Origin of the sequence: Lysinibacillus sp. FSL M8-0337 (genome assembly GCF_038593855.1) — a bacterium.
GTDB lineage: Bacteria > Bacillota > Bacilli > Bacillales_A > Planococcaceae > Lysinibacillus > Lysinibacillus sphaericus_D.
This window is the reverse complement of record NZ_CP151996.1, coordinates 2,693,020-2,717,569: the sequence shown is the minus strand read 5'-3', so window position 1 is coordinate 2,717,569 and position 24,550 is coordinate 2,693,020. Positions and strand designations below refer to the sequence as shown.

Here is a 24,550-nt window from a genome sequence, read left to right as displayed (position 1 = left end):
CTATTTTAATGAGGCTTCATTAAAATAGGTGTTTTTCTATTGGGTCTATAAGTCTAGAAAAAGTTGAGAAGAGAAAAAGTAAACTTCTAAAATAACTTATTTTTTTACAATAAATATGAGGAAAAGACCATTATGTTGGTATTTATCTAGCAACTTTATAGATTGGTAATTTTTTATTACAAATTAATGACAATTTCATCATTAGAATAAATTTATTATTTAAAATTATGAAAAATTACATTAAATGTAGGGAAATGTTGTTGTATGATGAAATGGAAACAATCCTACTTTAGGGGGAATAGTCAATGGGGAAATCAATGAAATGGAAAATGATGCTGGAAATTATGGCCATCGTCGTGTTAATAATTGGCGCATTTTCTGTTTACATTTTTCAGGCGACCTATAAAAGCGTCAAGAGTAATGGTGAGGCACTCGCTAGCTCAATTGTTATGGGCATGGAAGGGGCTATTCAATCCAGAGCAAAAGCAGAAGAAATTATGGAAAGAGAAATGATTGCGGAATCTGTGATGGCTTCGTACATTATTGACAAAGGTGCTACATATGAAGATTTAAAAGAAATCGCTGAACGAGGCGGAATTGACGAAATTTGGAGTACCGATGATAAAGGGAATACGGCAGTGACATCGGTAGCGCCGTATATTGATTTTAATTTTGGGTCCGATCCAAATGGACAAGCTGCTGAATATATGCAGCTATTAGACGGTCGGGCTACACAAATTGTGCAAAAAGCACAGATTCGTGACGTGGATAGCGAATTTTTTAAATTTGTTGGTGTTAATAGTTGGAATCCTGCTACACCGCAAATTGTCCAAGTTGCAAGACACGGTCAACAACTGTTAGATTTAGAAGCTAGTATTGGCAGTGAATATTACATAAATGAACTAAACAAATATTTATCTAAAACGGTCCTTTTTGCAGCGGTTGTAAATGAACAAGGAGAGCCCATTGTTGCGACAACGGATAAAAATTTAGCTAAGATTGGCTTTACGAAAGAACAATTTACTTCGGCAAAAAATACTGAATTTTCTGGGCGTTATGATGGAAAACGTGTTACACAATATGTAAAGCCTTTATCAAATGGTACGTCTTTAGCGATTATTGTGTCGAATGAAGTGTTATCGAATATACTATTGGGGACAATTATTGCCTCCATAATCGTCGTGTGTGTTATATTCCTCATCACAGGCTTCTCTATTAATCGACAAGTTTCTCGCATTTTAAAAGTGCGTAATTCACTAGAGGATATTAGCAAAGGAGAGGCAGATTTAACGAAGCGGATTGATGTAAGTTCGAATGATGAGATTGGTCAATTGGTTACATCTTTTAATGGAATGATGGACAATTTCCAACACATTATGAGAGATTTAAAACAGGATGCTACGCAAATAAAAGAGGCCACTTACATTATTCATGGAAATGCCCATCAAACTTTGGATTCAGCGCACAATATTCAAGATGAATCGCACCAAGTTGCACAAGCTTCATTTGGGCAATTAAAAAATACAGAAGATAGCGCCCAATCTATGGAAGAATTAGCGCGTAGTATTCAGCATATTTCTGATTCGATTGCAGAAATTTCTACGATTTCTCGCAACACCGAAGAAAATGCCAATAATGGTTTGCACATTATGAATCGACTGCAAAATCAATTGGAAGATGTTCACCAAAAAACAGATCTTTCAGTTGCGAGTATGCAGGAATTAGAAAAACTATCCGCAATGATTGGTGAATTTACAAATGTTATAACAGGTATTTCTGATCAAACGAATTTGCTAGCACTAAATGCATCAATCGAGGCAGCTCGTGCAGGTGAGGCTGGTAAAGGCTTTGCCGTTGTTGCGGAGGAAGTGCGTAAATTAGCAGAAGAATCGAAAGTTGCTGCAGATCGCATTTCTCATGTCGTGATGAATGTCCAAAAAGAAACGACGAATATAGTATCTACTATCTATACAACCGCAGATGTTTTACATGCAGGTCACGCCATTGCAAGTGAGGCTCGACAATCCTTTGAAGGCATCCATAATGATGTGCAAGTGTTAGCTGAGCAAGTAGATTTAGTTTCCAGTTCAACAGAAGAAATTGCCGCAAGTACAGAAGAAGTAACCGCTACAATGGAAGATGTTTCATTATTAGCCAAGCAGACATCCGCTAGTGTAGATGCGGTTGCACAAAAAGCGCAAAATCAAGCGACGAGTATGAATGAGATGACAGCGATTATTGATATGCTAAATGGGACAGCAGAAAAACTAGAACAATCTGCTGGAAAGTATAAAGTATAATCGTTGACTTCCGTATAATGAGTAGAGTGCCATGTTATAGAAATATAGTGCGTTTAATAGATGATTTCCGTATAATTAAGTAAAAGGGGAGTGGTTGTATGGATCAACAAAAGATGCCACCAGCTGTTTTACGTTTACTTGTTATCTTTCCCAACGTATTAAGCTATTTATTACTAGGCGGACTCATTATCTATGTAATATCAAATTATGAAGTGTTAAAAACAACTGAAAGCTTGAAAGTATGGCTAATTCTTATTGCAGTACTTGCCCCTGCAGCGGCATATACAACTTTTAGCATTATAAAAAAAATTCGTGCTGGTCATATGTAGCAGTTATGACAACGCGTTGCATTTTTTGGATTATCAAAAGATGCAGCGTGTTTTTTTATTAGACTTTCAAAAATGGCAAAATGAGCAGAATACGAATAAAAAATTCCCTTCAAGGAAAACTAAAAGGACGAAGTGGTGAATCATTATGTAGAAAAAGAGGTATGTTACATGAAGCAATCAAACTGTGACGCTGCTCCACTAAAGCAAACAATAAAAGAGGAGCTTAGACAAGTCATTACTTCTTTACAGCAAAGTTTAGCCTCAATGGATTCTCAAGAAGATTGTCTACTGACAGATTTAGAGCAAATAAAAGGCAACTTTTTAACGATTGAAATGCAAGCGGCAACGTTTTATTTAAATTGCTATTTGTCCCCGTTTACAGAAAAATACCCAGAACTATCAATTTGCGTACAAAATATGTCAAAAAGACGACACGGTGGATTAATTGTCTTTGAAAGAAAAGACGCCGTAGATCATCTGATTAAGCCGGGAATTCATATTGGTGCAGAACTTACGCATTCTTTATTAGAATCTATTTTTTTCCCAGGTAATCCTCTCCATGACGGTGCTGTGTTAGTTAGAAGCAACCGCATTGTTTCAGCGGCCAATGTGCTTCCACTGTCAGATATTTATACTGGTGATAAAAAACTCGGTACAAGACATCGAGCTGCAATTGGTTTAAGCGAGCGTAGTGATGCCCTTATTATGGTTATATCAGAAGAAACGGGAAGAATTTCATTTGCTTTTAACGGAAGCTTACATCCGATTACTTCACATGGAATATTATAATAAAAAAAATATCTCAAATTCGAGATATTTTCCTTGCACCGTTCTCACTTGCATGGTAAAGTGAGTTTACAGTTCGAGGAAGGGAGGGCAAAGTGATGGAAAAACATACACTCGGCTCACTTACATGGTTGCGAATGATGCGCTTTACAAATCAAAGTAATCAGCTATCGAATGAATTTTTAAAACGGTTTAACTTAACAACTGCACAGTTTGATGTGCTCATTCAAATCAAAACCTATGCACCGTTAACGCAATCACAACTAGCCGAAAAGGTTACTGTGACCCAAGGTGGTATGTCACGGATGCTTGCACGTCTTGAAAAAGAGGGGCTTATAGAGCGCAAGCAAAATTGGAAGACCAAAACGATATCGCTCACGGCAAAAGGGATGGAATTGATCGATGCTGCTACGCCAAGCCAACTTCACTTTCAATCCTCATTTTTTGAAGAGGTTTTATCAGAAGAAGAAATGAAAGCTTTATATACGTTGCTGTCAAAACTAGAAAAACATAGCCGAGAAAAAAAATTACCCGAGGTGTGATTTTTTTTACTTCATCACTTGCGTAGTCAAGTGAAAACATTAGGAGGATTTTATATGCAAAAAATTAGCGGTCATCATCATATTTCAATGTTAACGAAAAATGGCAAAAAGAATAACGATTTTTACACAAAAATCCTCGGTTTACGTCGGGTGAAAAAAACTGTCAATCAAGATTCTCCTTCGATGTATCATTTATTTTATGGAGATCTTACAGGGGCAGCCGGAACAGAATTAACTTTTTTTGAAATGCCTGTAGCTGGGCGTACTGTCCGTGGAACGAATGCCATTACACGCATCGGCTTATTAGTGCCTAGCTATGATAGTTTACTATATTGGAAAAAACGGTTTGAGCTATTACAAGTGGAGCACAGTGATATTACAACATATGCAGGTAAAGATGCTTTGCTTTTTGAGGATCATGAAGGCTTGCGCATGGTGCTGTTAAATCATAATGGACAATCAATACCAGCCGAGTGGCAAGCGTGGGATGGGTCTGATATTGCATCAGAGCATCGTATTTTAGGGATGGGCACAGTGGAAATGACTGTTCGTTATTTACAGCGTACAGTAAATTTATTACAAGAGCTTTTTGACTATACCGTTGTTACGGAAGATGACATAGAAGTACGACTTCAGTCAATTGCTGGCGAAACGTTTGGTGAAATCGTCGTCAAGGAGTTGGAAGGACCAAGTGAAAAACCAGGTCGAGGAAGTATTCATCATCTTGCACTGCGCGTAGCTACAGTAGAAGAACTTCAACAATGGGATGCAGTAATTAAAGCGCGTGGTTTAGACAGCACAGGTGTAGTTGATCGTTATTACTTCCAGAGCCTTTATTTTAGAGATCGTAATGGCATTCTTTTTGAAATGGCAACAGATGGGCCTGGTTTTACGGTAGATTCTGCTATAGAGGATTTAGGAAGAGAACTTGATTTGCCACCATTTTTAGAAGCAAAGCGCACAGAAATTGAAGCGATTTTAGAACCACTCGATTAAAGGGGAGAGTACAATGGAAAATTATCGTATCAATCAATCAGCAGGTTTAGAATTTGGACTTTATTCACTCGGAGATCATATTCCGAACCCCTTAACAGGTCATCGGATTTCAGCTCAGCAACGTATACAAGAACTAATTGAAATGAGCCAATTAGCGGAGCAAGCTGGCATCGATGTATTTGGCGTAGGGGAAAGTCATCAGTCGTATTTTACAACGCAGGCCCATACAGTCGTGTTAGGTGCCATTGCCCAAGCGACGACAAAAATAAAAATTGCTAGTTCTGCGACCGTGCTAAGTGTATCCGATCCAGTAAGAGTCTATGAGGATTTTGCCACAATTGATTTGATTTCTGATGGACGTGCGGAAATTGTAGCAGGTCGAGGGTCGCGCGTTGGAGCCTATCATTTACTAGGTGTCAATTTACAAGACTACGAAGAAATTTTTGAGGAAAAATTAGCACTGTTAAAAAAGCTCAATGAAGAAGAGCTTGTGTCATGGGAAGGGCAGTATAGAGCACCGCTTCATAATGCGCAAGTTTTACCACATCCGAAAAATGGCGCATTGCCTATTTGGCGCGCGGTTGGCGGTCCTCCTGCAAGTGCTATAAAAGCTGGCTATATGGGCATTCCAATGATGTTAACGACATTAGGTGGACCTGCCATTAACTTTAAACCTTCCGTGGATGCTTATCGTGAAGCAGCTGATCGAAGTGGTTTTGATGCAGAAAAGCTACCGATAGCAACAACAAGTTTATTTTACGTAGCAGATACATCAAAAGAAGCTTTGCAAAATATGTATCCTCATCTTAATGGAGGTTTCCAAGCAATTCGTGGTGGTGGCTATCCAAAACAACAATTTGCTGAAGCGATTGATACACGAGATGCCCTAATGGTCGGTAGTAAGGAACAAATTATTGAAAAATTGCTGTATCAATATGAACTGTATGGCATGCAACGTTTTATGGCACAAATTGATTTTGGAGGCGTACCTTTCGATCAAATAATGAAGAATATCGAAATCATTGGCTGTGACATCATACCAGCAATTAAAAAATATACAGCAAAGTAAGTGTGGGAATCGCCACTAACCTAAGCTCAATCGCCATGAAATAGTAAGTAATCGCCACGAAAATCATCTCAATCGCTACAAAACGCCAAAAAAACGCTGATAGCTTGAAAGATTCCAAGCTATCAGCCATTTTTGTGTTACCAACCACGAACATACTGCACGGGCGGTTCGATTTTTGCGCCGAGTTCTTTGGCAGCATGCAAAGGCCAGTAAGGCTCGCGCAATAAAACACGACCTAAAAAAATTAAATCAGCACGATTATTTTGCAATATTTCTTCTGCATGCTGCGCAATTGTAATTAGACCCACTGCACCAGTAGGAATATTTGCGCCAAGTTTAATCGCTTCCGCATGTGGCACTTGGTAGCCAGGGAATGGATGAATGTCTGCCTGTACGACTCCGCCAGTAGAGACATCCACTAAATCTACGCCTTGTGATTTCATCCATCGACTAAAAACGATAAAGTCCTCCATTGTTGTGCCATCTTGTGCATAGTCTTCAGCAGATACACGAACGAGTAGGGGACCTTCCCAGACACTTCGGATGGCATCAATAACTTGACGCAATAAGCGATAGCGATTTTCCTGTGAGCCACCGTATTGATCGCTACGTTTATTTGTTGCAGGTGATAAAAATTCACTAATCAAATAGCCATGTGCGCCATGAATCTCCAACACATCAAAGCCTGCTTGACGAGCGCGCACAGCTGCATTTTTAAAGGCTTCAATAACATTGTCAATATCGGCAAGTGTCATCTCACGTGGTGTTTTATAAGCATCACTAAAAGCCATCGCTGAAGGGGCAAAGATGTCACCCTCTACAGTTGCTTTACGTCCTGCATGAGCAAGCTGAATGCCCGTTTTCGCTCCGTAAGCTTGCATATTTGTTACTAATTGTTGTAACCCTTCGATATGAGTGTCATCCCAAATACCAAGGTCATTACTAGAGATGCGCCCTTCAGGTACTACTGCAGTAGCTTCCAATAGTATTAAACCAATTTGCCCAGCGGCGCGTGTTGCATAATGCACAAGATGGAATGGTGTTACAAGTCCGTCTTCCTTCGCAGAATACATACACATGGGGGCCATGACAATGCGGTTTTTTAAGGTAATTGATTGCAATTGGTATGGTGCAAATAATTTAGTCAATTCAAGCCCTCCTAATTCCTAGTTATTACCTCCATTTTGCATGGATTATTTGCTTTTTGCAAGTGCGCGAGATCGAGCTTCTGCTTCTTTAATGCAAGCTTCAATCGCGGCATTAAATTGATACTGTTCAAGTGCTTTAATGCCAGCTTCTGTTGTACCACCTGGACTTGTCACTTTTTTACGAAGGACATCAGGTTCGTCAATAGATTGTTTGAGCATTTCAGCTGTACCAGCGAGCGTTTGGGTCATAAGAAGTCTGACAGTATCTTTTGACAGCCCCACTTCCATACCAACCCGTTCAAAAGCTTCCATTAGATAATAAATATAAGCAGGACCACTTCCAGAGAGTGCTGTAACGGCATGCAATTGGTCTTCCTCCACTTCAATTACAGATCCAACAGCTTCTAATAATTGTAAAAACATGGCACGCTGTGTAGCCGATACTTGCGCATTAAATGCTATGCCACTTGCCGACATGCCAATTGTTGCAGATGTATTAGGCATTACGCGAGCGACTGGACGTAATCCTAATTGCTCAGTGATCGTGCTAATAGCAATACCAGCTAAAATGGATAGAATGGCCGTATGTTCAGTCATTTTGTTTTTCAGTTCAAGCATTGCCTTGATGGCATCCTTTGGTTTCATCGCCAAAATAATCAAGTCTGCTTGCTGGTATATCGCATCCTCAATGCTAGTCTGGACGCCATACGTATCGTGTAAAAACTGTAAACGTTCCTTATCTGAGCGATTGGTGACATAAATTTCGTGTGGTGTAAATACGTTTTGTTTTATCCAACCTTGCATCAATGCTTCTGCCATGGAGCCAGCACCGATAAATAAAATTTTTTTCATAGGGAAAACCTCCGATTCAAAATAAAAAAGCGTTCTCGTCCTTAAATAGAAGGACGAAAACGCTGTCGTTTCCGCGGTACCACCTTTGTTTGCCAATTCGGCACAACTCTTAGCCCTTTTATCGCAAGGGGGAACGGTTATGTTGTCATAACTGCTCAGAAGTAGGTTCTGTATTGGGATTGGGTGATGTTACTTGCAGCAAATGTAACACTCTCTAAACACCTTCACCATTTACATACTTGGCTTCCTCAACGCACATATAATAATTTGATTATTCAAAATTATAGTAATAATACGTCAAGCTGTCAACAGGAGGGTGACTTAAGAAAGAAAAACTTGTAAAATAGGTGAATGAGTATTCATTATTTACATTAAAGGGGGAGACAGCTTTGTCGATACACAAAATAGAAATTCCAACACCCTATGAAGTAGGAGATGTCAATGCATTTATTGTCAAAGGTGATGCATTAACGATTTTTGATGTTGGTCCGAAAACAATGGAAGCTTATGATGCACTGAAATGGGGTATTCGGGCAGCTGGCTTTGATTTACGAGATATTGAACAAGTTGTGTTAACCCATCACCATCCCGATCATGCAGGTTGGGTGGATGCTTTTCCACATGCAGAAATTTTAGGCCATGCCTATAACGATAAATGGTTACGACATGACGAAGATTTTTTACGTTATCATGAGCAGTTTTACAGTGAGCGTTTGTTCGAACACGGGGTTCCACAGGCATATATTGAGCATAGTGTCCATGTACGACGAGAATTAGAGCTTGTAGGGGAGCGACCATTAACTCAAATTTTATACGATGGCGATGAAGTTCCAGGTCATCCTGGGTTAAAAGTATTTGAAACATTAGGGCATGCGCAAAGTCATTTTATTTTTTGGGATGAAAAATTACATTATGTAATTGGTGGAGATTTATTATTAGAAAAAATAACACCTAATCCATTAATCGAACCTCCTCTAGATCGCACATCAGGTCGACCAAAATCATTGTTGCAATATAATGCTTCACTAGAAATATTGCGTCAATTGCCAGTGAATATCATGTATACAGGGCATGGCGCAAATTTAGAAGAAATACCAGCTCTCATTGATAAGCGACTAGAAAGACAACACCAACAATCTATGAAGGTCTATGAGTTACTAGGAAATGATCAGTTAACAGTTGTACAAATGACAAAGCGTTTATATCCTTCGATTTTTCAGCATCAACTAGGCTTGACATTGTCTAAAACACTTGGACATTTAGATTATTTAGAGGCAAATCATCTTGTGGTTTCCGTGAAAAATGAGGCAGGTATCTATTTCTTTAAAAGAAAGTAGGGTTCATACATGAAAATGAATAAAAAGACAATCTTTGTAACAGGTGCAACGAGTGGTGTAGGGTTAAAAATTACAGAATTATTAGTTGCACAAGGTCATCATGTGTATGCAACAGGGCGTAATGAAGTAGCGTTAAAAACATTACAACGTTTAGGTGCCAATGTTATACAAGCTGATTTAACGTCACTTACAGCCATTGATGAAGTATGTGCGCAACTGCCTCCGCTCGATGTAGCCATTTTTTCTGCGGGAGTTGGTAAGTTTGCTATTGCGCCGTTGTTATCGGATGAACATATAAGCGAAATGCTGGAGCTCAATGTGCGCGTGCCAATGTATTTAGCAAAACGTCTAGCTGCACCAATGATTGCGCATGAACAGGGGCAACTGATTTTTATCGGTTCACAGGCCGGCAAGGTTGCTACACCGAAGGCTAGTGTTTATGCGGCAACAAAGCATGCCATTGTTGGTTTTACCAATGGTCTGCGTATGGAGCTAGCACCCTATAATATTAAAGTAACAGCCATTCACCCGGGACCAATTGATACACCATTTTTAGATAAAGTGAACGATGAAAGCGGATATCGTGAGTCTCTAGGTCGATTTCTTTTAACACCTGAAGAAGTGGCACAGGCGACAGTAAAAACGATAGAGCGCCCAGTTCGAGAAGTAAACTTGCCAAAAATCATGGGCTTGACGAGTAAACTATATGCGTTAGCGCCTGCTACAATCGAATTTTTAGCCAAACCACTATTCAATAAGAAATAACGGTGCCAGTCACCCGGAAAATTCTGAATATTTTGCGTGCCAGTCACCAATTAACCATTGTTATTGCAGACTTTTAACATTCTTCGTAAAAGTGTATTTTTTTATAAAAATGCACTTGTATTTATTTTTATAACATGGTACTATTCGTGTATAAACTTTTAAGTGAATGTATAAACATACATATCATATAGAGCAATTGGAGGCGCATTTTGTATGGCAAATAAAAAAGTAGTTTTAGCATACTCAGGCGGTCTTGATACTTCTGTAGCAATTCCGTGGTTAAAAGAACAAGGTTGGGACGTTATCGCAGTTTGTCTAGACGTTGGTGAAGGAAAAGATCTTGAATTTGTAAAAAATAAAGCACTTCAAGTAGGTGCTATTGAATCATATATGGTGGATGCGAAAGATGAATTCGCTGAAGGATACGCACTTATTTCATTACAAGCACATACTTGGTACGAACAAAAATATCCATTAGTATCAGCACTTTCTCGTCCTTTAATTTCTAAAAAGTTAGTGGAAATTGCTAACCAAGTGGGTGCGGATGCGGTTGCTCACGGTTGTACAGGTAAAGGAAACGACCAAGTTCGTTTCGAAGTGTCAATAAAAGCATTAAATCCAGATTTAGAAGTACTAGCTCCTGTACGTGAGTGGGGTTGGAGCCGTGATGAAGAAATCGAATATGCAATGAAACATAATGTACCGATTCCGGCAACATTAGATTCACCATTCTCAATTGACCAAAACTTATGGGGCCGTGCAAACGAAGCAGGCGTAATGGAAGATCCTTGGGTATCTCCTCCAGAAGAAGCGTATGGCTTAACGGTTTCTGTTGAAAACGCACCAAATGAAGCTGAATATGTAGAAATCGAATTTATTGCTGGTAAACCTGTATCTTTAAACGGCAAAGAAATGAAACTTGCTGATTTAATTCAAGAACTAAATGCAGTAGCAGGTGCGCACGGTGTTGGTCGTATCGACCATGTTGAAAACCGTTTAGTTGGTATTAAATCTCGTGAAGTATACGAAATTCCAGGTGCAAAAGTACTGTTAACTGCTCATAAAGAGCTTGAAGACTTAACACTTGTGAAAGAACTAGCACACTTCAAACCAGTGATTGAGAAAAAATTATCTGAATTAATATATGATGGTTTATGGTTCTCTCCTTTACGTGATGCATTACAAGCATTCCTTGCTGAATCACAGCAATACGTAAATGGTACAGTACGTGTGAAACTTTACAAAGGTCATGCCATTGTAGAAGGACGTAAATCACCAAACTCATTATACAACGAAAAATTAGCAACATACTCTAAAGAAGACCAATTCAACCACGCATCTGCTGTAGGCTTCATCGAATTATGGGGTCTGCCAACAGTGGTTAACTCTTCAGTTAATAAAAAATAATTATTAAAAGTAGGGTGTAGTGTAGCATGAACGCTGTACTGCACCTTTTCGATAAGTAATTTAGGAAAAGGTGAGCTGTTATGACAAAACTTTGGGGCGGACGTTTCCAAAAATCAGCAGAAGCATGGGTCGATGAGTTTGGCGCATCCATCGGCTTTGACCAGCAACTTGTATTGGAAGACCTAGAAGGTAGTGTCGCACATGTCACGATGCTTGGTGCAACGGGAATTTTACCAGCAGAGGATGTAGAAGCTATTCTTGGCGGTCTCGCACAATTACAGGAAAAAGCAGTCGCTGGTGAGCTTGAATTTACTGTTGCCAATGAAGATATTCATTTAAACCTTGAAAAAATGCTCATTGATTGCATAGGACCAGTTGGTGGTAAACTGCATACAGGCCGTAGCCGTAATGACCAAGTTGCAACGGATATGCATATTTTCTTAAAGAAACGTGTAAAGGAAGCCATTGATTGTATCGAGACATTCCAAAAAACGTTACTAGAAAAAGCAGAGGAGCATGTTGAAACAATTGCGCCAGGTTACACGCATTTACAACGTGCACAGCCCATTTCTTTTGCACATCATTTAATGGCATACTTTTGGATGCTTGAACGCGATAAACAACGTTTTACGGAATCCATTAAACGTATTGATATCTTACCATTAGGTGCTGGTGCCATGGCAGGGACAACTTTCCCGATTGATCGTCTAAAATCAGCGGAGCTACTTGGTTTTAGTGAAGTGTATGCGAATTCTATGGATGCTGTCAGTGATCGTGATTTTATCGTCGAATTTTTAAGCAATTCATCATTATTAATGGCGCATTTATCTCGCTTTGCTGAGGAAATCATTTTGTGGTCAACAGATGAATTTAAGTTTATCGAATTGGATGATGCATTCTCGACAGGCTCATCCATTATGCCACAGAAGAAAAATCCAGATATGGCGGAGTTAATTCGCGGTAAAACTGGTCGTGTGTATGGTAACCTAATGGGCTTACTGACAGTGCTAAAAGGAACGCCGTTAACATACAACAAAGACATGCAAGAAGACAAAGAAGGAATGTTCGATACCGTGCATACAATTCTTGGCTCTTTGAAAATCTTTGAAGGTATGGTACGCACAATGACAGTGAATACGGAGCGTCTGCACAAGGCAGTCCACTCTGACTTCTCAAATGCCACGGAATTAGCAGATTACCTTGCAACAAAAGGCATGCCATTCCGAGAAGCACATGAAGTAACGGGTAAATTAGTGTTTACATGTATTCAAAAAGGCATTTATTTATTAGATTTACCGATTGAAGATATGAAAAAAGAAAGTGAGCTTATCGAAGCGGATATTTATGACGTATTAGCACCTGAAGCCGCTGTACGCCGTCGTCATTCATTAGGTGGTACTGGTTTCGATCAAGTCAATATTCAAATCGCTAAAGCAAAAGCTTGTCTTTCTTAACTATTTTGCGTGCAAGTCCATAGAGACATTTGCATAGATATTCATTAAAGCTGTCCAGTGAGGCACTATGAAAAACCTTAATCCTTTTTTTGTAGAGCCAGAGGGTGAAACAAAAAAGAGCACCTTACATATGTGAAGGACAATCCCCAATTTTCGGAGACGCGAAATTGGGGTTTTTGTATAAGGAACATATAGTCATGTAAAAAGGGGAGAAATGTCATATGACGGATCGTTTTACAAAGGGGTTAGAAACAATGAAGCAATATGTAACAGAAGAAGAGGCATACCGTATGGTAGAATCGGATGCCCTCGCTGACATAGCGCCCGATTTGCGCAAAATGATTATCGAGTTTGCCTATGGAGATGTCTATTCACGCCCAGGGCTTGATGCGAAAAGTCGAGCACTTGTCGTGATCACAGCAGTTGTTACACAAAGTGCTGTACCACAAACGAAAACCCATATAACACGAGGGTTGCATGCAGGATTAACACCAACAGAAATTGTGGAAGCACTATTGCAATTAGTGCCCTATATCGGCTTTCCTCGTGTACAAAATGCGCTAACGATTGCTCAACAAGTATTTGCGGAAAAGCAGCTAACTATAAAATAAACAAGCGATAAAAATTTTTTAACAACATGTATAGAGTTTTGGAATATGGCCCATACTGTTAAAGGATACACTTAATCATCTAATATGATGAGGAGGATGCAGAATGAGTAGTTCAACTCCAGTAGACAACGAATCTCAGGAAAGTCCGCCACAGCTGAATAAGGTTTATGCTTCACATATCTTAAGGAGTAGGTAATGAGAGATATCTCTGGGTTACTGTATCTTAAGATGAAGTAGAAACCACAACTGTACAATCAAATAGAAGGTATAAGTGTCCAAGGACCCAGAATTTTTCTGGGTCTTTCTTTTTTGCTAAATTTAGTTGATATTGCAAATAAACTGTTATACTCTAAGTATGACAGATGGAGTCGCAAACGTATAACAATTTGAGTGTTTATTATGCGTATTGTTATAAGGGAGGGTTTTGATGAAAAAACTTTTTGTACTATGTTTGATAGCAATCGCATTAGTTGCCTGTTCGCCAAAAGAAAAAGCAACACAGGTCGACAAAAAGGAGGATGAACCTGCTATGAATGAACAGCTAATCGGGAAATGGGCAGGGGATATTGAACTTCCAAATGGTCCACTGCCTATTATTGTAGACTTACAAAAAGAGGGCGGATCATTATCTGTTCCTGCACAAGGGTTAAGTAATTATCCCTTTAAAAGTGTGTCATATAGTGGTAATAAAGTACACATTAGCATTCGTTTAAATGGCTCGGCCATTGAGGTAAACGGAACGTTAAAAGACGAGCAAATTGAAGCTACGTTTAATCAAAATGGAGGAGAATTCCGCCTTATTTTAAAGCGTTATGAAGAACAGCCAGAACAACCTGTCTCCTACGAAACATTCACAGTTCCAGTTAAGGATGGCGATTTAACAGTCGCACTGCAAAAAAGCACTAAGGAGCCTTCACCAGTCGTACTCATTATTGCAGGTTCTGGCCCGACAGATAAGGATGGGAATTCCGCAATTGCTGGACAAAATAATAGTTTGAAAATGCTTGCAGAAGGATTAGCCCAAGATGGTATTGCAAGTGTTCGATACGATAAACGAGGTATCGGGGATAATGCTTCCCTATTGAAAAAGGAAGAGGATATCACCATCGATCAATATGTTGACGATGCAGTGCAAATCATTCATGCACTGTCCGCCAATCAAGCTTTTTCAAGCGTTCATATTATTGGGCATAGTGAAGGGTCATTAATTGGTATGCTCGCCGCTCAAAAGATCAATGTGGAATCATTTGTGTCAATAGCAGGCGCAGGTAGAACCGCTGATACGTTACTTTTAGAGCAATTATCAGGACAATTAACACCTGCTCTAACAACTGAAACTAATATGATTCTGGCCGCACTGAAAAAAGGGGAGCAAGTGCAACATGTATCGCCAGAGCTACAAGCATTATTTAGACCTTCTGTACAGCCATATATGATGTCATGGCTGAAATATAATCCAGCTACTGAACTTCAACACGTAAAGGGACGCGTGTTACTGATTCAAGGAACGACAGATATCCAAGTGAAAACAACAGATGCCGAAGCGTTGAAGCAAGGCAATGAAAAAGCTGAACTTCTCTATATGGAGGGCATGAATCATATTCTAAAAAATGCACCGGAGGATCGAACGAAGAATTTAGCGACTTACGCAGACCCAACATTGCCACTACATCCAAAGTTATTGCCAGCTATTCACAAATTTATCGCCAATGATCAGTAGCAATAGACAAATGGTCACAACATAGGTCAGGTTCGACTTATGTTGTGGCTGTTTTCGTCTTTAAAAGGGTGAAGTAACGAGTGTCAGAATTATCCGATATTTAACATTTTGTAAATTTCTCCTCCTAATAAAGATTAAAAAGTTAACTAACTATGTAATTTCTCACTGTCACAATCACGGTAGTGTGGTATTTTTAATGATGAAAATAAAAAAATTTCCATATAAATAGTAAAAAATGGATGTGTTTTTGCGGAGGTAAGGCTTTGAAAACTGTTAAGAAAGTTTTGTGCCAAAATACGATAAAAAATCAGCTTCGAAGAGGCCACATTGTAATTATTTTTATCATTAGTTTATGTATTTTTATTCCTACAATTTTTATTGAATATCAGCAAACGATTAACCAGCAAAAAGTAGAAATGACCCATTACTTAGACGCTCAAACCTATTTTTTTGAAAGCTGGTTAATGGAGCGCTCAAAAGATATACATACTATGACGAATTTAGATTTTGTAAAAGGCTATCAGCATAAAGAATCACAAGCTTATTTTCAAGAATTTAAAAAGCAATCCGTTTTTACTGATTTAGTTTTTGTGAACAAAGAAGGGATAGTGCAGTTCGATACTGTAACCGAATATCAACAAAATGGAGTTGGGATTGATGTAAGTAATCGTGAGTATTTTCAAGTCGCGAAGAAAACGAAACAGCAATATATAACAGATGTATTGATTAGTAAAGTTACAAAACAGCCAATTATCGCTTTTGCCTCTCCAATTCTTGATGAGCAACAACAATTTAATGGTGTTGTGTTTGGCACAGTGAATTTTAATACAATCGATCAACTTTTAAATGAATCAAGAGTCGGTTTTCAAGGGCATGCATATATTGTCAATCGGGATGGAACCTTACTAACGGAATTCGATACCAACAAGAAAAAGAAAGATGCGAATGGTCAAAATATAATTTTAAAAAATGAAATGATTGATAAACGAATTTTTATGATGGCTCAAACGGATGCATTAAAGTCCTCATTAAATACTTATAAGGATGCTAAGGGACAATGGGTTTTGGCTAAAAATAAGCCAATTAATCAAGGGAAATGGTACATTATTTCTGAAGTCAATCTGATGGAAGCATATTCACCTCTGTTTAAAAGATTTGGGTTGCTAGCTGTATGTATCTTATTAGGTACATTTTTCACTATTAAAGTAATGTTACTTATTACAAAAAAAATAGAGGAACCCATCGAACAGCTACTGGAAGGCGTTGCCAAAGTGGAGCAAGGTAACTATGATTATAAAATCAATGAAAAACAGCTAGCTCCTTATGCTAAAGAGTTTCAGGAGCTTTGTTCGTCTTTTAATGAGATGAGTACAAAAGTGAAAGAAGACACAATATTGCTAAAGGAACTATCGGTTACATGCCAGCTAACAAAACTTTATAATCGTCGATATTTAATCGAGCAAGGAGAGCAAGTTTTTCAGGGATGTAAAAATGAAGACAATCATTGTTCCTGTATCGCGATTGACATCGATTTTTTCAAAAAGGTTAACGACCATTACGGGCATTTAATTGGTGATGAGGTATTAAAGCATGTTGCAACGATCATAAAGGAATCTGTCAGAAGAAAGGATATTACAACGAGATACGGTGGTGAGGAATTTGTTATTTTGTGTCCTTCGACTTCGTTAGAAAGTGCTGTGAAAATAGCAGAGCGTATAAGAAAAAATGTTGAGCAACATCCTTTTCATGTAGGTGAACAGTTTATTCATATGACAGTGAGTGTCGGCATAGCTGAATATGCAAATGAGGCTGATATCTCGACCTTTTATGAGCTAATCGATAAGGCAGATCAAGCTCTTTATATTGCAAAGGAGAGCGGACGCAATATGTTAAGGATTTATAATGGTGAAAATAACTTTGCTAGTGTTAACAAATAACAAACGTAAAGATTTTTTTCGTCATTTCAAAAAAAGAGGGTGTAGTCTTTTAAAGGAACGGTCATACTAACATGGATTCACTTATAAAGTCTATAATGATGAGGAGGATGTAAAATGAGTAGGCCGGAACAATTAGACCCGAAATCTCAAAAAATCCACCGTAACTGGACAAGGATTAAGCGTTCAAAATCTCAAGTAAATGGTGAAACGGAGATAACTCTCCATAACCGTATCTTGAGAAGTGAAGCGAAAGCCCGACAGTTTTAATCATGCCTAGAAGTAATAAGTGTCATCAAGCCCAGAAATTTTTCTGGGCTTTTTTTATTTAAAGTTATGTACTATATAAGTATTGGATGTGTAGTAAAATAAAGGAAGTGTCGACAAGGGAGGAACTAGAATGAGCAAGCAAATAAACATTCGCGTCGCATGTCTTGCAGATGCACAACAAATGCTGAAAATCCAGCAGGAAGTAATAGCTGAAGATCGATATTTCATCTCCACCGAAGAAGAATTTCAACAAACGATTGAAGATCAGCAAGCATGGATACAGAAGAAATCAGTGAATGATCGTGACATTATCCTTATTGCTGAATGCAATAAGACGATAGTTGGCTGGTTAGCCTTTCAATCGCCAGAACGAAAACGTCTAGCCCATACAGGTAGCTTTGGATTGATGGTTCGAAAAGATCAACGAGGGCAAGGGATTGGGAAACGTTTAATTGAAGAACTACTGATATGGGCAGCTGCCAATCCAATGATTGAGAAAGTTTGTTTAGGCGTTTTTTCAAGCAATATCAGTGCTATTGCCCTTTATCGAAAAATGGGTTTTATCGAAGAAGGTAGAAAGATACATGAAATCAAAATTGCTGATAATCTATATGTTGATGATATATTAATGTACAAATTGGTTTAATGCATATTTTCTTATTAGAAAGAGGTTTTTTTATGAAAATTTATAAGTTTACAAAGGACGGCGCTAATGCCATTCACCATTACAACTCGTTGCATTCATTTTACACAAAAATAATGACAACAGTGGAGCCAACAAATATAGGGTTTATATACATAGAAGCGGGCGGATTTGTCGGTCTGCATGAAGCACCTGTTCCACAGCTATTTATAGTTATTGAAGGAGAGGGATGGGTTTGTGGTGAGAATCGAGAGAAATTAGTCGTAAAACAGGGGGATGGTGTTTTTTGGCAAGTGGGACAAGCCCATGAGTCCGGCAGTGACAAAGGGTTAACAGCCCTCGTTATTCAATCTAAGCAAATTGATTTGCCTATAAAATAGAGGGCAACACTAGAATATTTCCTAATAAGACGAAGACAGTGACACCGTTATTTTTTTGCTAATGGTAGAATCAAACGTATTGTTTTTAACATATGCCCTTCAAATAACTCATCAAATTCGTCTACTTGTTGGAAGCCCTTTGCGCTGTAGAATTGTCTACCGATTCTATTGTCTTTCTCAACGCATACAGTAAGCGAGGTTGCTCCTTGTAATCTTTGAATACCGTTTTCCAATAGAGCTGAACCGATGCCTTTATGTTGAGCGGTTGGAAGGAGGTAAATAGCGAGTAACTCGGCTTGTCCCTCTTCATTAACATTTGAAAAATTAGCAAAGCCAATAAGAGACTCACCAACTGTTGCCACTAAAAAAGGGCTTGTTTGAAGACGGCATGTTAAACGTTCATTACTATAGGCGGCTTGAAGAAATCGTTCTTGAATATGTTTTGGTATGATACCTTCATATGTTGCAGCCCAAGTTGTTTGCGCAATTTCTTGAACAAAAGAGATGTCATCTTCATTCATTTGTCGTATAATGAGTGTCACTACATATCACCTACAATTTCAATAATTTCTATATATTGTAACATATAACGTAACGACCAAGGGGGATGTTTTTATGCAAGTTTTAGAAAAAGCATTTGGTTATATTACCCGAAAATATGACGATCGGATTCAGGTCCTTGTATTTGAGCAAAATACAGAGGGAGCGGGCATTCAAATTCCAAAAGGTACAATTGAAGACGGAGAAACGCCACTTGAAGCAGTTATACGAGAGATGGTGGAGGAAACGGGTTTAACAAATTTAGAAGTACAAGGCCTTATCGCACAGGATTATGCTGAGCATTATTCAGGAGCATTGCAAAAACGCTATTTTTTCCATTTAACTTCAAATGAGTTACAACATACTTGGCAACACAATCCAACAGGCTTAAACGAGGGCAACCTTCAATTTACGTTTTATTGGATTGAAAAGGAACATGATGTTGAGCTAGCAAAAGGACATGGCGATTATTTATATCGTATTGTCTAGTGCCTGGCACCCAAACGATTCTGAATTTTTAGGTAAATTAAAAACCCACTTAGATTTCAACGGCTTACACTGTGCTCGTCTGAAATTCGAAGTGGGTTGGTGCCAGTCACGCAAGTTTCTGTTTTTACGCTTTAGCGGCAATTTCTAATGCTTGGGCAAAGTCTGCAATTAAATCATCCACATGCTCCAAACCGACTGAGAATCGTAATAATCCATCTGTAATGCCACGTTTGATCCGTTCTTCAGGCTCCATAGCTGCATGGCTCATTTTTGCTGGGTAGGAAAGAATAGATTCCACACCACCAAGAGATACAGCAAAGACGGGAATCTTCATCGCTTCTACTAATGCTTTCGCTGCTGCATAGGTAGGTAGGCGGAACGACAAGACAGCGCCTGCACTTGTACATTGGCTTTGATGAATGGCATAGCCAGGATGTGAGGCAAGACCTGGGTAATACACTTGCTCGACAAGGGAATTTGCTTCTAAAAACTGTGCAATCTTTTGTGCGGATGCAGCAGAACGGCTAAAACGTACATCGGTTGTTTTCATATTTTGTAGTAGTGTGAAGGAATCTTGTACACCTAAAATATTACCAAAAGAATTTTGGATAAAATACAGGTCGTTTCCTAGTTGTTCATCTGCTGTTACAGTGAGTCCTGCAATAATATCAGAGTGGCCAGATAAAAACTTCGTGGCACTATGAATGACGACATCTACACCTAAGTCAAGAGGTCGTTGGTGTAAAGGTGTCATAAATGTATTATCTAAAAACGTTAGACATTGATGTTGTTTAGCTAGTGCGACTACTGCACGGATATCTGTAATTCCTAATGTAGGATTTGATGGTGTCTCCATATAGAGAAGCTTTGTAGTAGGTGTAATAGCAGCTTCAACCGCCGCTATATCAGTAAAATCCACGAACGTATGTGTAATCCCGAATCGAGGTAATACTTTTGACACAAAGCGGTATGTACCTCCATAGACGTCCTCTGTAATGACAATGTGATCACCTTGTGATAATAACATTAAGGCTGCGGAAACTGCTGCAATACCAGAAGAGAAGGCATGTGCACGAACGCCACCTTCAAGCTCGGCAACGGCTTTCTCTAACGCGTCACGTGTTGGGTTACCTGAACGAGCATAATCGTATTCACCGAATTCATCGATGCTTTCTTGGTGAAATGTTGAAGAAACATACAACGGCACATTGACCGCACCTTTTTTATTTTTGTAGCCATCTCGTACACCAGCGTGGATAAGCGTTGTCTCAATATGTTGTTTCATTTTCTATACCTCTTTTCTCAACGTATCAAATACTTGTTTTAAATCTGCAATTAAATCTTCAGCTTCTTCGATGCCGACAGAGAAGCGTAGTAAACGATCGCAAACGCCGCGTGCTACACGTTCCTCGTAAGGCATATCGGCATGTGTTTGTGTAGCAGGGTAGGTGATAAAGCTTTCAACGCCACCAAGGCTCTCTGCAAAAATAATTAACTTTAAGTTCCGAAGAAATGGGTCAATCCATTCAGGCTTTTGTAGTCGGAATGACAACATACCACCTTTACCCGTATATAATACGTCTGTGACAAGTTCTTCTTCCTCTAAATAAGCAGCTATCGCTTTGGTATTGGCATCATGTTGTTTTAAGCGAAGATGTAACGTTTTTAAGCCACGAATCAATAACCAAGAATCCATTGCTCCTAGTACCATTCCGCTACCATTATGAATAAAGCCGAGACGTTCGGATAGCTCAGCACCTTTTGAGACAACTAAACCGGCTAATACGTCATTATGTCCGCCAATATACTTTGTTGCAGAATGCAGTACAATATCGGCACCTAGTTCAATTGGTCGTTGGAAGTAGGGTGTATAGAAAGTATTATCTACGATTAGCAATGCACCGTGTTGATGGGCAAGCTCAGCATACACTTTGAGATCAAATTCCTGCATAAGTGGGTTTGTTGGTGTTTCGATAAAGAGGGCACGCGTATTGTCATTGATTAACGCCTCTACTTGCTCAAGCGATTCAAATTTTGAATAGATTGGTTTAATATTGTATGTTTCTTTAAAAAAGTTAAAAAGACGATATGTACCACCATATAAATCATCTGGTACGATGAGTTCATCTCCTGGTTTAAATAGAGACATCACCAGTTGGATTGCAGCCATACCGGAACTACAGGCAAAGCCAGCATCGCCACCTTCTAAATCTGCAATACCTGCTTCTAAAATGGCACGCGTTGGGTTTTTTGTACGTGCGTAGTCAAATCCTGTTGATTCACCGATACCTGTATGTTTATAGGCAGTTGATAAATGAATGGGTGGGCTAACAGCGCCAGTTCTAGGGTCACTCAAATTGCCAAGCTGTACAAGTTTTGTTTCAATACGTCGATTGTTTGTCATGTCGTCACTCTTTTCTTCATCGTTAATATAGAAAGAGTCCACTAGGGGACTCTATTCCTTAATAGAATAATTCAATTAGTATCTTCAATTTTCTCTATAATTGTTACTTAATTTAACATGGAAAGTACAGAAGGACAAGATGATTTCAGAAAATTACATAGATTATTAAAAATAAATCATGTAGGAATAGTAGGGGATTGATGATTGACGATGAAAAGAGGCTTGAAAGAGGCACAAATAAAAAAGCTATAGATTCGTTTTCGCGTAGCACGAAAATATCTATAGCCTTTGTGGCACATAATGCCTTGTCCATTATGCTTGTTGTTTTTTTAATAAATCTCGAATTTCTTTTAACAGTTCTTCTTTTGCATCTAGCACAGGTGTCGGTTCCTCTACAACAGCTTCCTCTTTTTTTCTAGTAAATTTCGTCATAAGACGTAATGCTAAGAAAATAGCAAAGGCGATAATTAAAAAATCAATAATTGATTGTAAAAATACACCTAACTTCACTTGCGCTGTACCAGAACCAAACATAAAGCTTTCTGTTAAATCAATGCCACCTGTTAACACACCGACTAATGGCATAATAATATTTTCTACTAAGGAGGTAACGATTTTCCCGAAAGCCCCACCAACTACAACGGCAATCGCTAAATCAATTATATTGCCTTTCATAGCAAATTCCTTAAAGTCTTTCCACATATAATATATCCTCCCAATAATTATCCAAAAAAAACAATCGAATTGTATTCTACTATATTACCCTAATTATATTCAACTATAAACATAGGAAAAAGAAAAATAGAAAAAATCTACAACATAAAACGGTAAATTTGGTAATATAGAAGTAGACAAAGAATGATTAGGTGTGACATATGGCGAAAAAAAAACAAAAGAAACCATTGCTATCCCCAGGCATGAAGATGGGGATGATTGCATTATTAATCCCTGTAGCCATTACTGTTTATGTACTTGCTTTTTTTGCTTGGAGGGAGCTACAAACATTCCCAATTTTCGAAAAACTTGCACAACAAAAGGCGATTGAGGAAATACAGCAGCATTTCGATATGAACATTCCAGAACAATATATTCCGGTGTATGTTGCTGCCGAGGAGAAATATGGCGTGCCTTGGACATTGTTAGCTGCCCATCATCGTATTGAAACACGATTTTCTTCCATGAAATCACTTGTTTCGCCAGCAGGGGCAGTCGGACATATGCAATTTATGCCTTGTACTTTTGTAGGATGGAAACACCCAACTTGTGAGGGATTGGGTAAGGGCAATATTACAAAAGCAGAGCTGATGAATCCCGAAACCATTAAAAAATATGGAGGCTACGGTGTCGATGCCAATGGGGATGGTATTGCGGATCCCTATGATATCGAAGATGCTGTATTTAGTGCTGCCAATTATTTATCAAAGTATGGCGCGGCAAAAGGTGACGTAAAACGAGCCGTTTTCAATTATAATCATAGCGAAGAATACGTTAAAAATGTCTTACATTACTATAATTTGTATAATGATTACCACGATGAATTAAAAACAGCCGTCCTTCTCAATGCAAAATAATAAAAGAGCCATCTAAATCGATGGCTCTTTTTGTACATAATTACGTAGCTTTACGCATACTTTTAAGAATAATGCTTACAATGAAGATAAGCACAATTGCACCTATTAACGCTGGAAATACATAGAAATCGCTGACTTTCCAACCCCAGTTGCCTAAAACCATACTACCTATCCAAGAACCGACAATCCCGGCAATAATATTACCAATAATGCCTCCAGGAACATCTTTTCCTAAAATGACGCCAGCTAACCAACCTAAAATTCCTCCGATGATTAAATACCAAATGAAACTGATCATAATGATTCATCTCCTCAAAGTTAAGATATAATGGCATTACTTAGTTATATCCTTTTTGGAGATAATTAAACCTCTACAGCTTCTTTTTTATGATTTCATTTATTTTATTTCACAACTGTCGCTCCTAAAGTATGTTCAAAATGACGCAAAGCCCAATCATGTCCGGCTGCATCAAAACTTGCTACTGCATTTGCATAAATAACAGTAGAAATGCCCAAATTATAAGCATCCACAGCCGTATGCAAAATACAAATATCTGTACAAACACCAACTAAATGAACTTCCTCGATGTTCCGTTCTTTTAATAAAATGGCTAAATTTGTTCCTGCAAAGGCACTATAACGTGTTTTATCGAGCCAAATCACTTTATCCTTATACAAGTTATAAACTTCACCAACATGACCGTATAGATTGCGACCTGATGTTCCCCGAATATTGTGAGGAGGAAAAAGCTTTGTTTCAGGGTGAAATGGATCGTTCTCTTCATGTAAATCATTAGCGAAGACGACTACATTTTTTTCTGCAATAAATTGTTCAATTAAATTTGCAATAGGCGTATCGAGTAATTGCCCTGGTTCCCCACATGTTAATTTACCATCTGTTGCTACAAAATCATTTGTATAATCAATTACCAGTAATGCTTTTTTCAATTTCGTCCACTCCTTTAGGCATGATTTCACTCTTTATCATGCCATATTTGGTTTT

General features: G+C 38.6%; 26 protein-coding genes. 18 read left to right on the top strand and 8 right to left on the bottom strand.

The window, feature by feature from the left end:
* Positions 1 to 305 precede the first annotated feature (305 nt).
* The 6 genes from MKY08_RS12975 to MKY08_RS12950 all read left to right on the top strand — a co-directional run bounded on the left by MKY08_RS12975 (position 306) and on the right by MKY08_RS12950 (position 6,022).
* Positions 306 to 2,300 carry a HAMP domain-containing methyl-accepting chemotaxis protein gene (locus MKY08_RS12975; protein ID WP_069513151.1) on the top strand — a complete coding sequence of 665 codons (1,995 nt, stop codon included), beginning with the start codon at positions 306 to 308 and terminating at the stop codon, positions 2,298 to 2,300.
* Between the two features lie 98 nt (positions 2,301 to 2,398).
* Positions 2,399 to 2,629 carry a hypothetical protein gene (locus MKY08_RS12970; protein WP_024361094.1) on the top strand — a complete coding sequence of 77 codons (231 nt, stop codon included), beginning with the start codon at positions 2,399 to 2,401 and terminating at the stop codon, positions 2,627 to 2,629.
* 168 nt (positions 2,630 to 2,797) lie between these two features.
* The gene (gene cdaS, locus MKY08_RS12965; protein ID WP_069513152.1) at positions 2,798 to 3,418 is read left to right on the top strand and encodes a sporulation-specific diadenylate cyclase CdaS; all 621 of its coding nucleotides are present in this window, start codon (positions 2,798 to 2,800) and stop codon (positions 3,416 to 3,418) included.
* Positions 3,419 to 3,513: 95 nt separating this feature from the next.
* Entirely contained in the window at positions 3,514 to 3,957 is a 444-nt protein-coding gene (locus MKY08_RS12960; protein WP_069513153.1) for a MarR family transcriptional regulator, read from the top strand.
* Positions 3,958 to 4,011: 54 nt separating this feature from the next.
* Positions 4,012 to 4,953: a ring-cleaving dioxygenase gene (locus MKY08_RS12955; protein WP_069513154.1), complete on the top strand. Its 942-nt coding sequence runs from the start codon at positions 4,012 to 4,014 to the stop codon at positions 4,951 to 4,953.
* Positions 4,954 to 4,966: 13 nt separating this feature from the next.
* Entirely contained in the window at positions 4,967 to 6,022 is a 1,056-nt protein-coding gene (locus MKY08_RS12950) for an LLM class flavin-dependent oxidoreductase (RefSeq protein WP_069513155.1), read from the top strand.
* 137 nt (positions 6,023 to 6,159) lie between these two features.
* On the opposite strand, the gene namA is transcribed toward MKY08_RS12950, so the two are convergent.
* Both namA and proC read right to left on the bottom strand, forming a co-directional pair.
* Positions 6,160 to 7,170 (bottom strand): NADPH dehydrogenase NamA, encoded by a 1,011-nt coding sequence (gene namA, locus MKY08_RS12945; RefSeq protein ID WP_069513156.1) that lies wholly within the window; start codon positions 7,168 to 7,170, stop codon positions 6,160 to 6,162.
* 45 nt (positions 7,171 to 7,215) lie between these two features.
* A complete protein-coding gene (gene proC, locus MKY08_RS12940) occupies positions 7,216 to 8,022 on the bottom strand; it encodes a pyrroline-5-carboxylate reductase (RefSeq protein ID WP_069513157.1) in 807 nt (268 codons plus the stop codon).
* Positions 8,023 to 8,411: 389 nt separating this feature from the next.
* Between proC and MKY08_RS12935 the strand changes: the two genes are divergently transcribed.
* The 10 genes from MKY08_RS12935 (at position 8,412) to MKY08_RS12890 (ending at position 18,543) form a co-directional block, all read left to right on the top strand.
* Entirely contained in the window at positions 8,412 to 9,359 is a 948-nt protein-coding gene (locus MKY08_RS12935; RefSeq protein WP_069513281.1) for an MBL fold metallo-hydrolase, read from the top strand.
* A gap of 9 nt (positions 9,360 to 9,368) precedes the next feature.
* The gene (locus MKY08_RS12930) at positions 9,369 to 10,124 is read left to right on the top strand and encodes an SDR family NAD(P)-dependent oxidoreductase (protein ID WP_069513158.1); all 756 of its coding nucleotides are present in this window, start codon (positions 9,369 to 9,371) and stop codon (positions 10,122 to 10,124) included.
* A 213-nt stretch (positions 10,125 to 10,337) separates the two neighbouring features.
* Positions 10,338 to 11,531, top strand: a complete 1,194-nt coding sequence (locus MKY08_RS12925) for an argininosuccinate synthase (protein ID WP_069513159.1) — start codon at positions 10,338 to 10,340, stop codon at positions 11,529 to 11,531.
* A gap of 80 nt (positions 11,532 to 11,611) precedes the next feature.
* Positions 11,612 to 12,985 (top strand): argininosuccinate lyase, encoded by a 1,374-nt coding sequence (gene argH, locus MKY08_RS12920; RefSeq protein WP_024361084.1) that lies wholly within the window; start codon positions 11,612 to 11,614, stop codon positions 12,983 to 12,985.
* Between the two features lie 221 nt (positions 12,986 to 13,206).
* A complete protein-coding gene (locus tag MKY08_RS12915) occupies positions 13,207 to 13,596 on the top strand; it encodes a carboxymuconolactone decarboxylase family protein (RefSeq protein ID WP_069513160.1) in 390 nt (129 codons plus the stop codon).
* A gap of 427 nt (positions 13,597 to 14,023) precedes the next feature.
* Positions 14,024 to 15,316, top strand: a complete 1,293-nt coding sequence (locus MKY08_RS12910) for an alpha/beta hydrolase (RefSeq protein WP_081328030.1) — start codon at positions 14,024 to 14,026, stop codon at positions 15,314 to 15,316.
* A 263-nt stretch (positions 15,317 to 15,579) separates the two neighbouring features.
* The gene (locus MKY08_RS12905) at positions 15,580 to 17,253 is read left to right on the top strand and encodes a diguanylate cyclase (RefSeq protein WP_069513161.1); all 1,674 of its coding nucleotides are present in this window, start codon (positions 15,580 to 15,582) and stop codon (positions 17,251 to 17,253) included.
* Between the two features lie 114 nt (positions 17,254 to 17,367).
* Positions 17,368 to 17,520, top strand: a complete 153-nt coding sequence (locus tag MKY08_RS12900) for a YpzG family protein (RefSeq protein ID WP_069513162.1) — start codon at positions 17,368 to 17,370, stop codon at positions 17,518 to 17,520.
* A 130-nt stretch (positions 17,521 to 17,650) separates the two neighbouring features.
* The gene (locus tag MKY08_RS12895) at positions 17,651 to 18,166 is read left to right on the top strand and encodes a GNAT family protein (protein WP_069513163.1); all 516 of its coding nucleotides are present in this window, start codon (positions 17,651 to 17,653) and stop codon (positions 18,164 to 18,166) included.
* Between the two features lie 32 nt (positions 18,167 to 18,198).
* Positions 18,199 to 18,543, top strand: coding sequence for a cupin (locus MKY08_RS12890; protein ID WP_069513164.1), 345 nt, complete (start codon positions 18,199 to 18,201; stop codon positions 18,541 to 18,543).
* 47 nt (positions 18,544 to 18,590) lie between these two features.
* On the opposite strand, the gene MKY08_RS12885 is transcribed toward MKY08_RS12890, so the two are convergent.
* Complete coding sequence (locus MKY08_RS12885; RefSeq protein ID WP_176723230.1) at positions 18,591 to 19,085, bottom strand: GNAT family N-acetyltransferase; 495 nt, start codon at positions 19,083 to 19,085, stop codon at positions 18,591 to 18,593.
* A 73-nt stretch (positions 19,086 to 19,158) separates the two neighbouring features.
* Here MKY08_RS12885 and MKY08_RS12880 point away from each other — a divergent pair, with 73 nt between their 5' ends.
* A complete protein-coding gene (locus MKY08_RS12880; RefSeq protein ID WP_069513165.1) occupies positions 19,159 to 19,572 on the top strand; it encodes an NUDIX domain-containing protein in 414 nt (137 codons plus the stop codon).
* Between the two features lie 124 nt (positions 19,573 to 19,696).
* On the opposite strand, the gene MKY08_RS12875 is transcribed toward MKY08_RS12880, so the two are convergent.
* The 3 genes from MKY08_RS12875 to mscL all read right to left on the bottom strand — a co-directional run bounded on the left by MKY08_RS12875 (position 19,697) and on the right by mscL (position 22,678).
* On the bottom strand, positions 19,697 to 20,857 hold the full coding sequence (locus MKY08_RS12875) for an aminotransferase class I/II-fold pyridoxal phosphate-dependent enzyme (RefSeq protein ID WP_069513166.1): 1,161 nt from the start codon (positions 20,855 to 20,857) through the stop codon (positions 19,697 to 19,699).
* A gap of 3 nt (positions 20,858 to 20,860) precedes the next feature.
* On the bottom strand, positions 20,861 to 21,976 hold the full coding sequence (locus MKY08_RS12870) for a methionine biosynthesis PLP-dependent protein (protein WP_069513167.1): 1,116 nt from the start codon (positions 21,974 to 21,976) through the stop codon (positions 20,861 to 20,863).
* A gap of 312 nt (positions 21,977 to 22,288) precedes the next feature.
* The gene (gene mscL, locus MKY08_RS12865; protein WP_069513168.1) at positions 22,289 to 22,678 is read right to left on the bottom strand and encodes a large conductance mechanosensitive channel protein MscL; all 390 of its coding nucleotides are present in this window, start codon (positions 22,676 to 22,678) and stop codon (positions 22,289 to 22,291) included.
* 173 nt (positions 22,679 to 22,851) lie between these two features.
* Here mscL and MKY08_RS12860 point away from each other — a divergent pair, with 173 nt between their 5' ends.
* Positions 22,852 to 23,547 (top strand): lytic transglycosylase domain-containing protein, encoded by a 696-nt coding sequence (locus tag MKY08_RS12860; RefSeq protein WP_069513169.1) that lies wholly within the window; start codon positions 22,852 to 22,854, stop codon positions 23,545 to 23,547.
* Between the two features lie 40 nt (positions 23,548 to 23,587).
* Here MKY08_RS12860 and MKY08_RS12855 read toward each other — a convergent pair whose 3' ends face one another.
* Together MKY08_RS12855 and MKY08_RS12850 are read right to left on the bottom strand one after the other, a co-directional pair.
* Complete coding sequence (locus tag MKY08_RS12855) at positions 23,588 to 23,845, bottom strand: GlsB/YeaQ/YmgE family stress response membrane protein (RefSeq protein WP_024361073.1); 258 nt, start codon at positions 23,843 to 23,845, stop codon at positions 23,588 to 23,590.
* Positions 23,846 to 23,949: 104 nt separating this feature from the next.
* Entirely contained in the window at positions 23,950 to 24,495 is a 546-nt protein-coding gene (locus tag MKY08_RS12850) for an isochorismatase family cysteine hydrolase (protein WP_069513170.1), read from the bottom strand.
* Positions 24,496 to 24,550 lie beyond the last annotated feature (55 nt).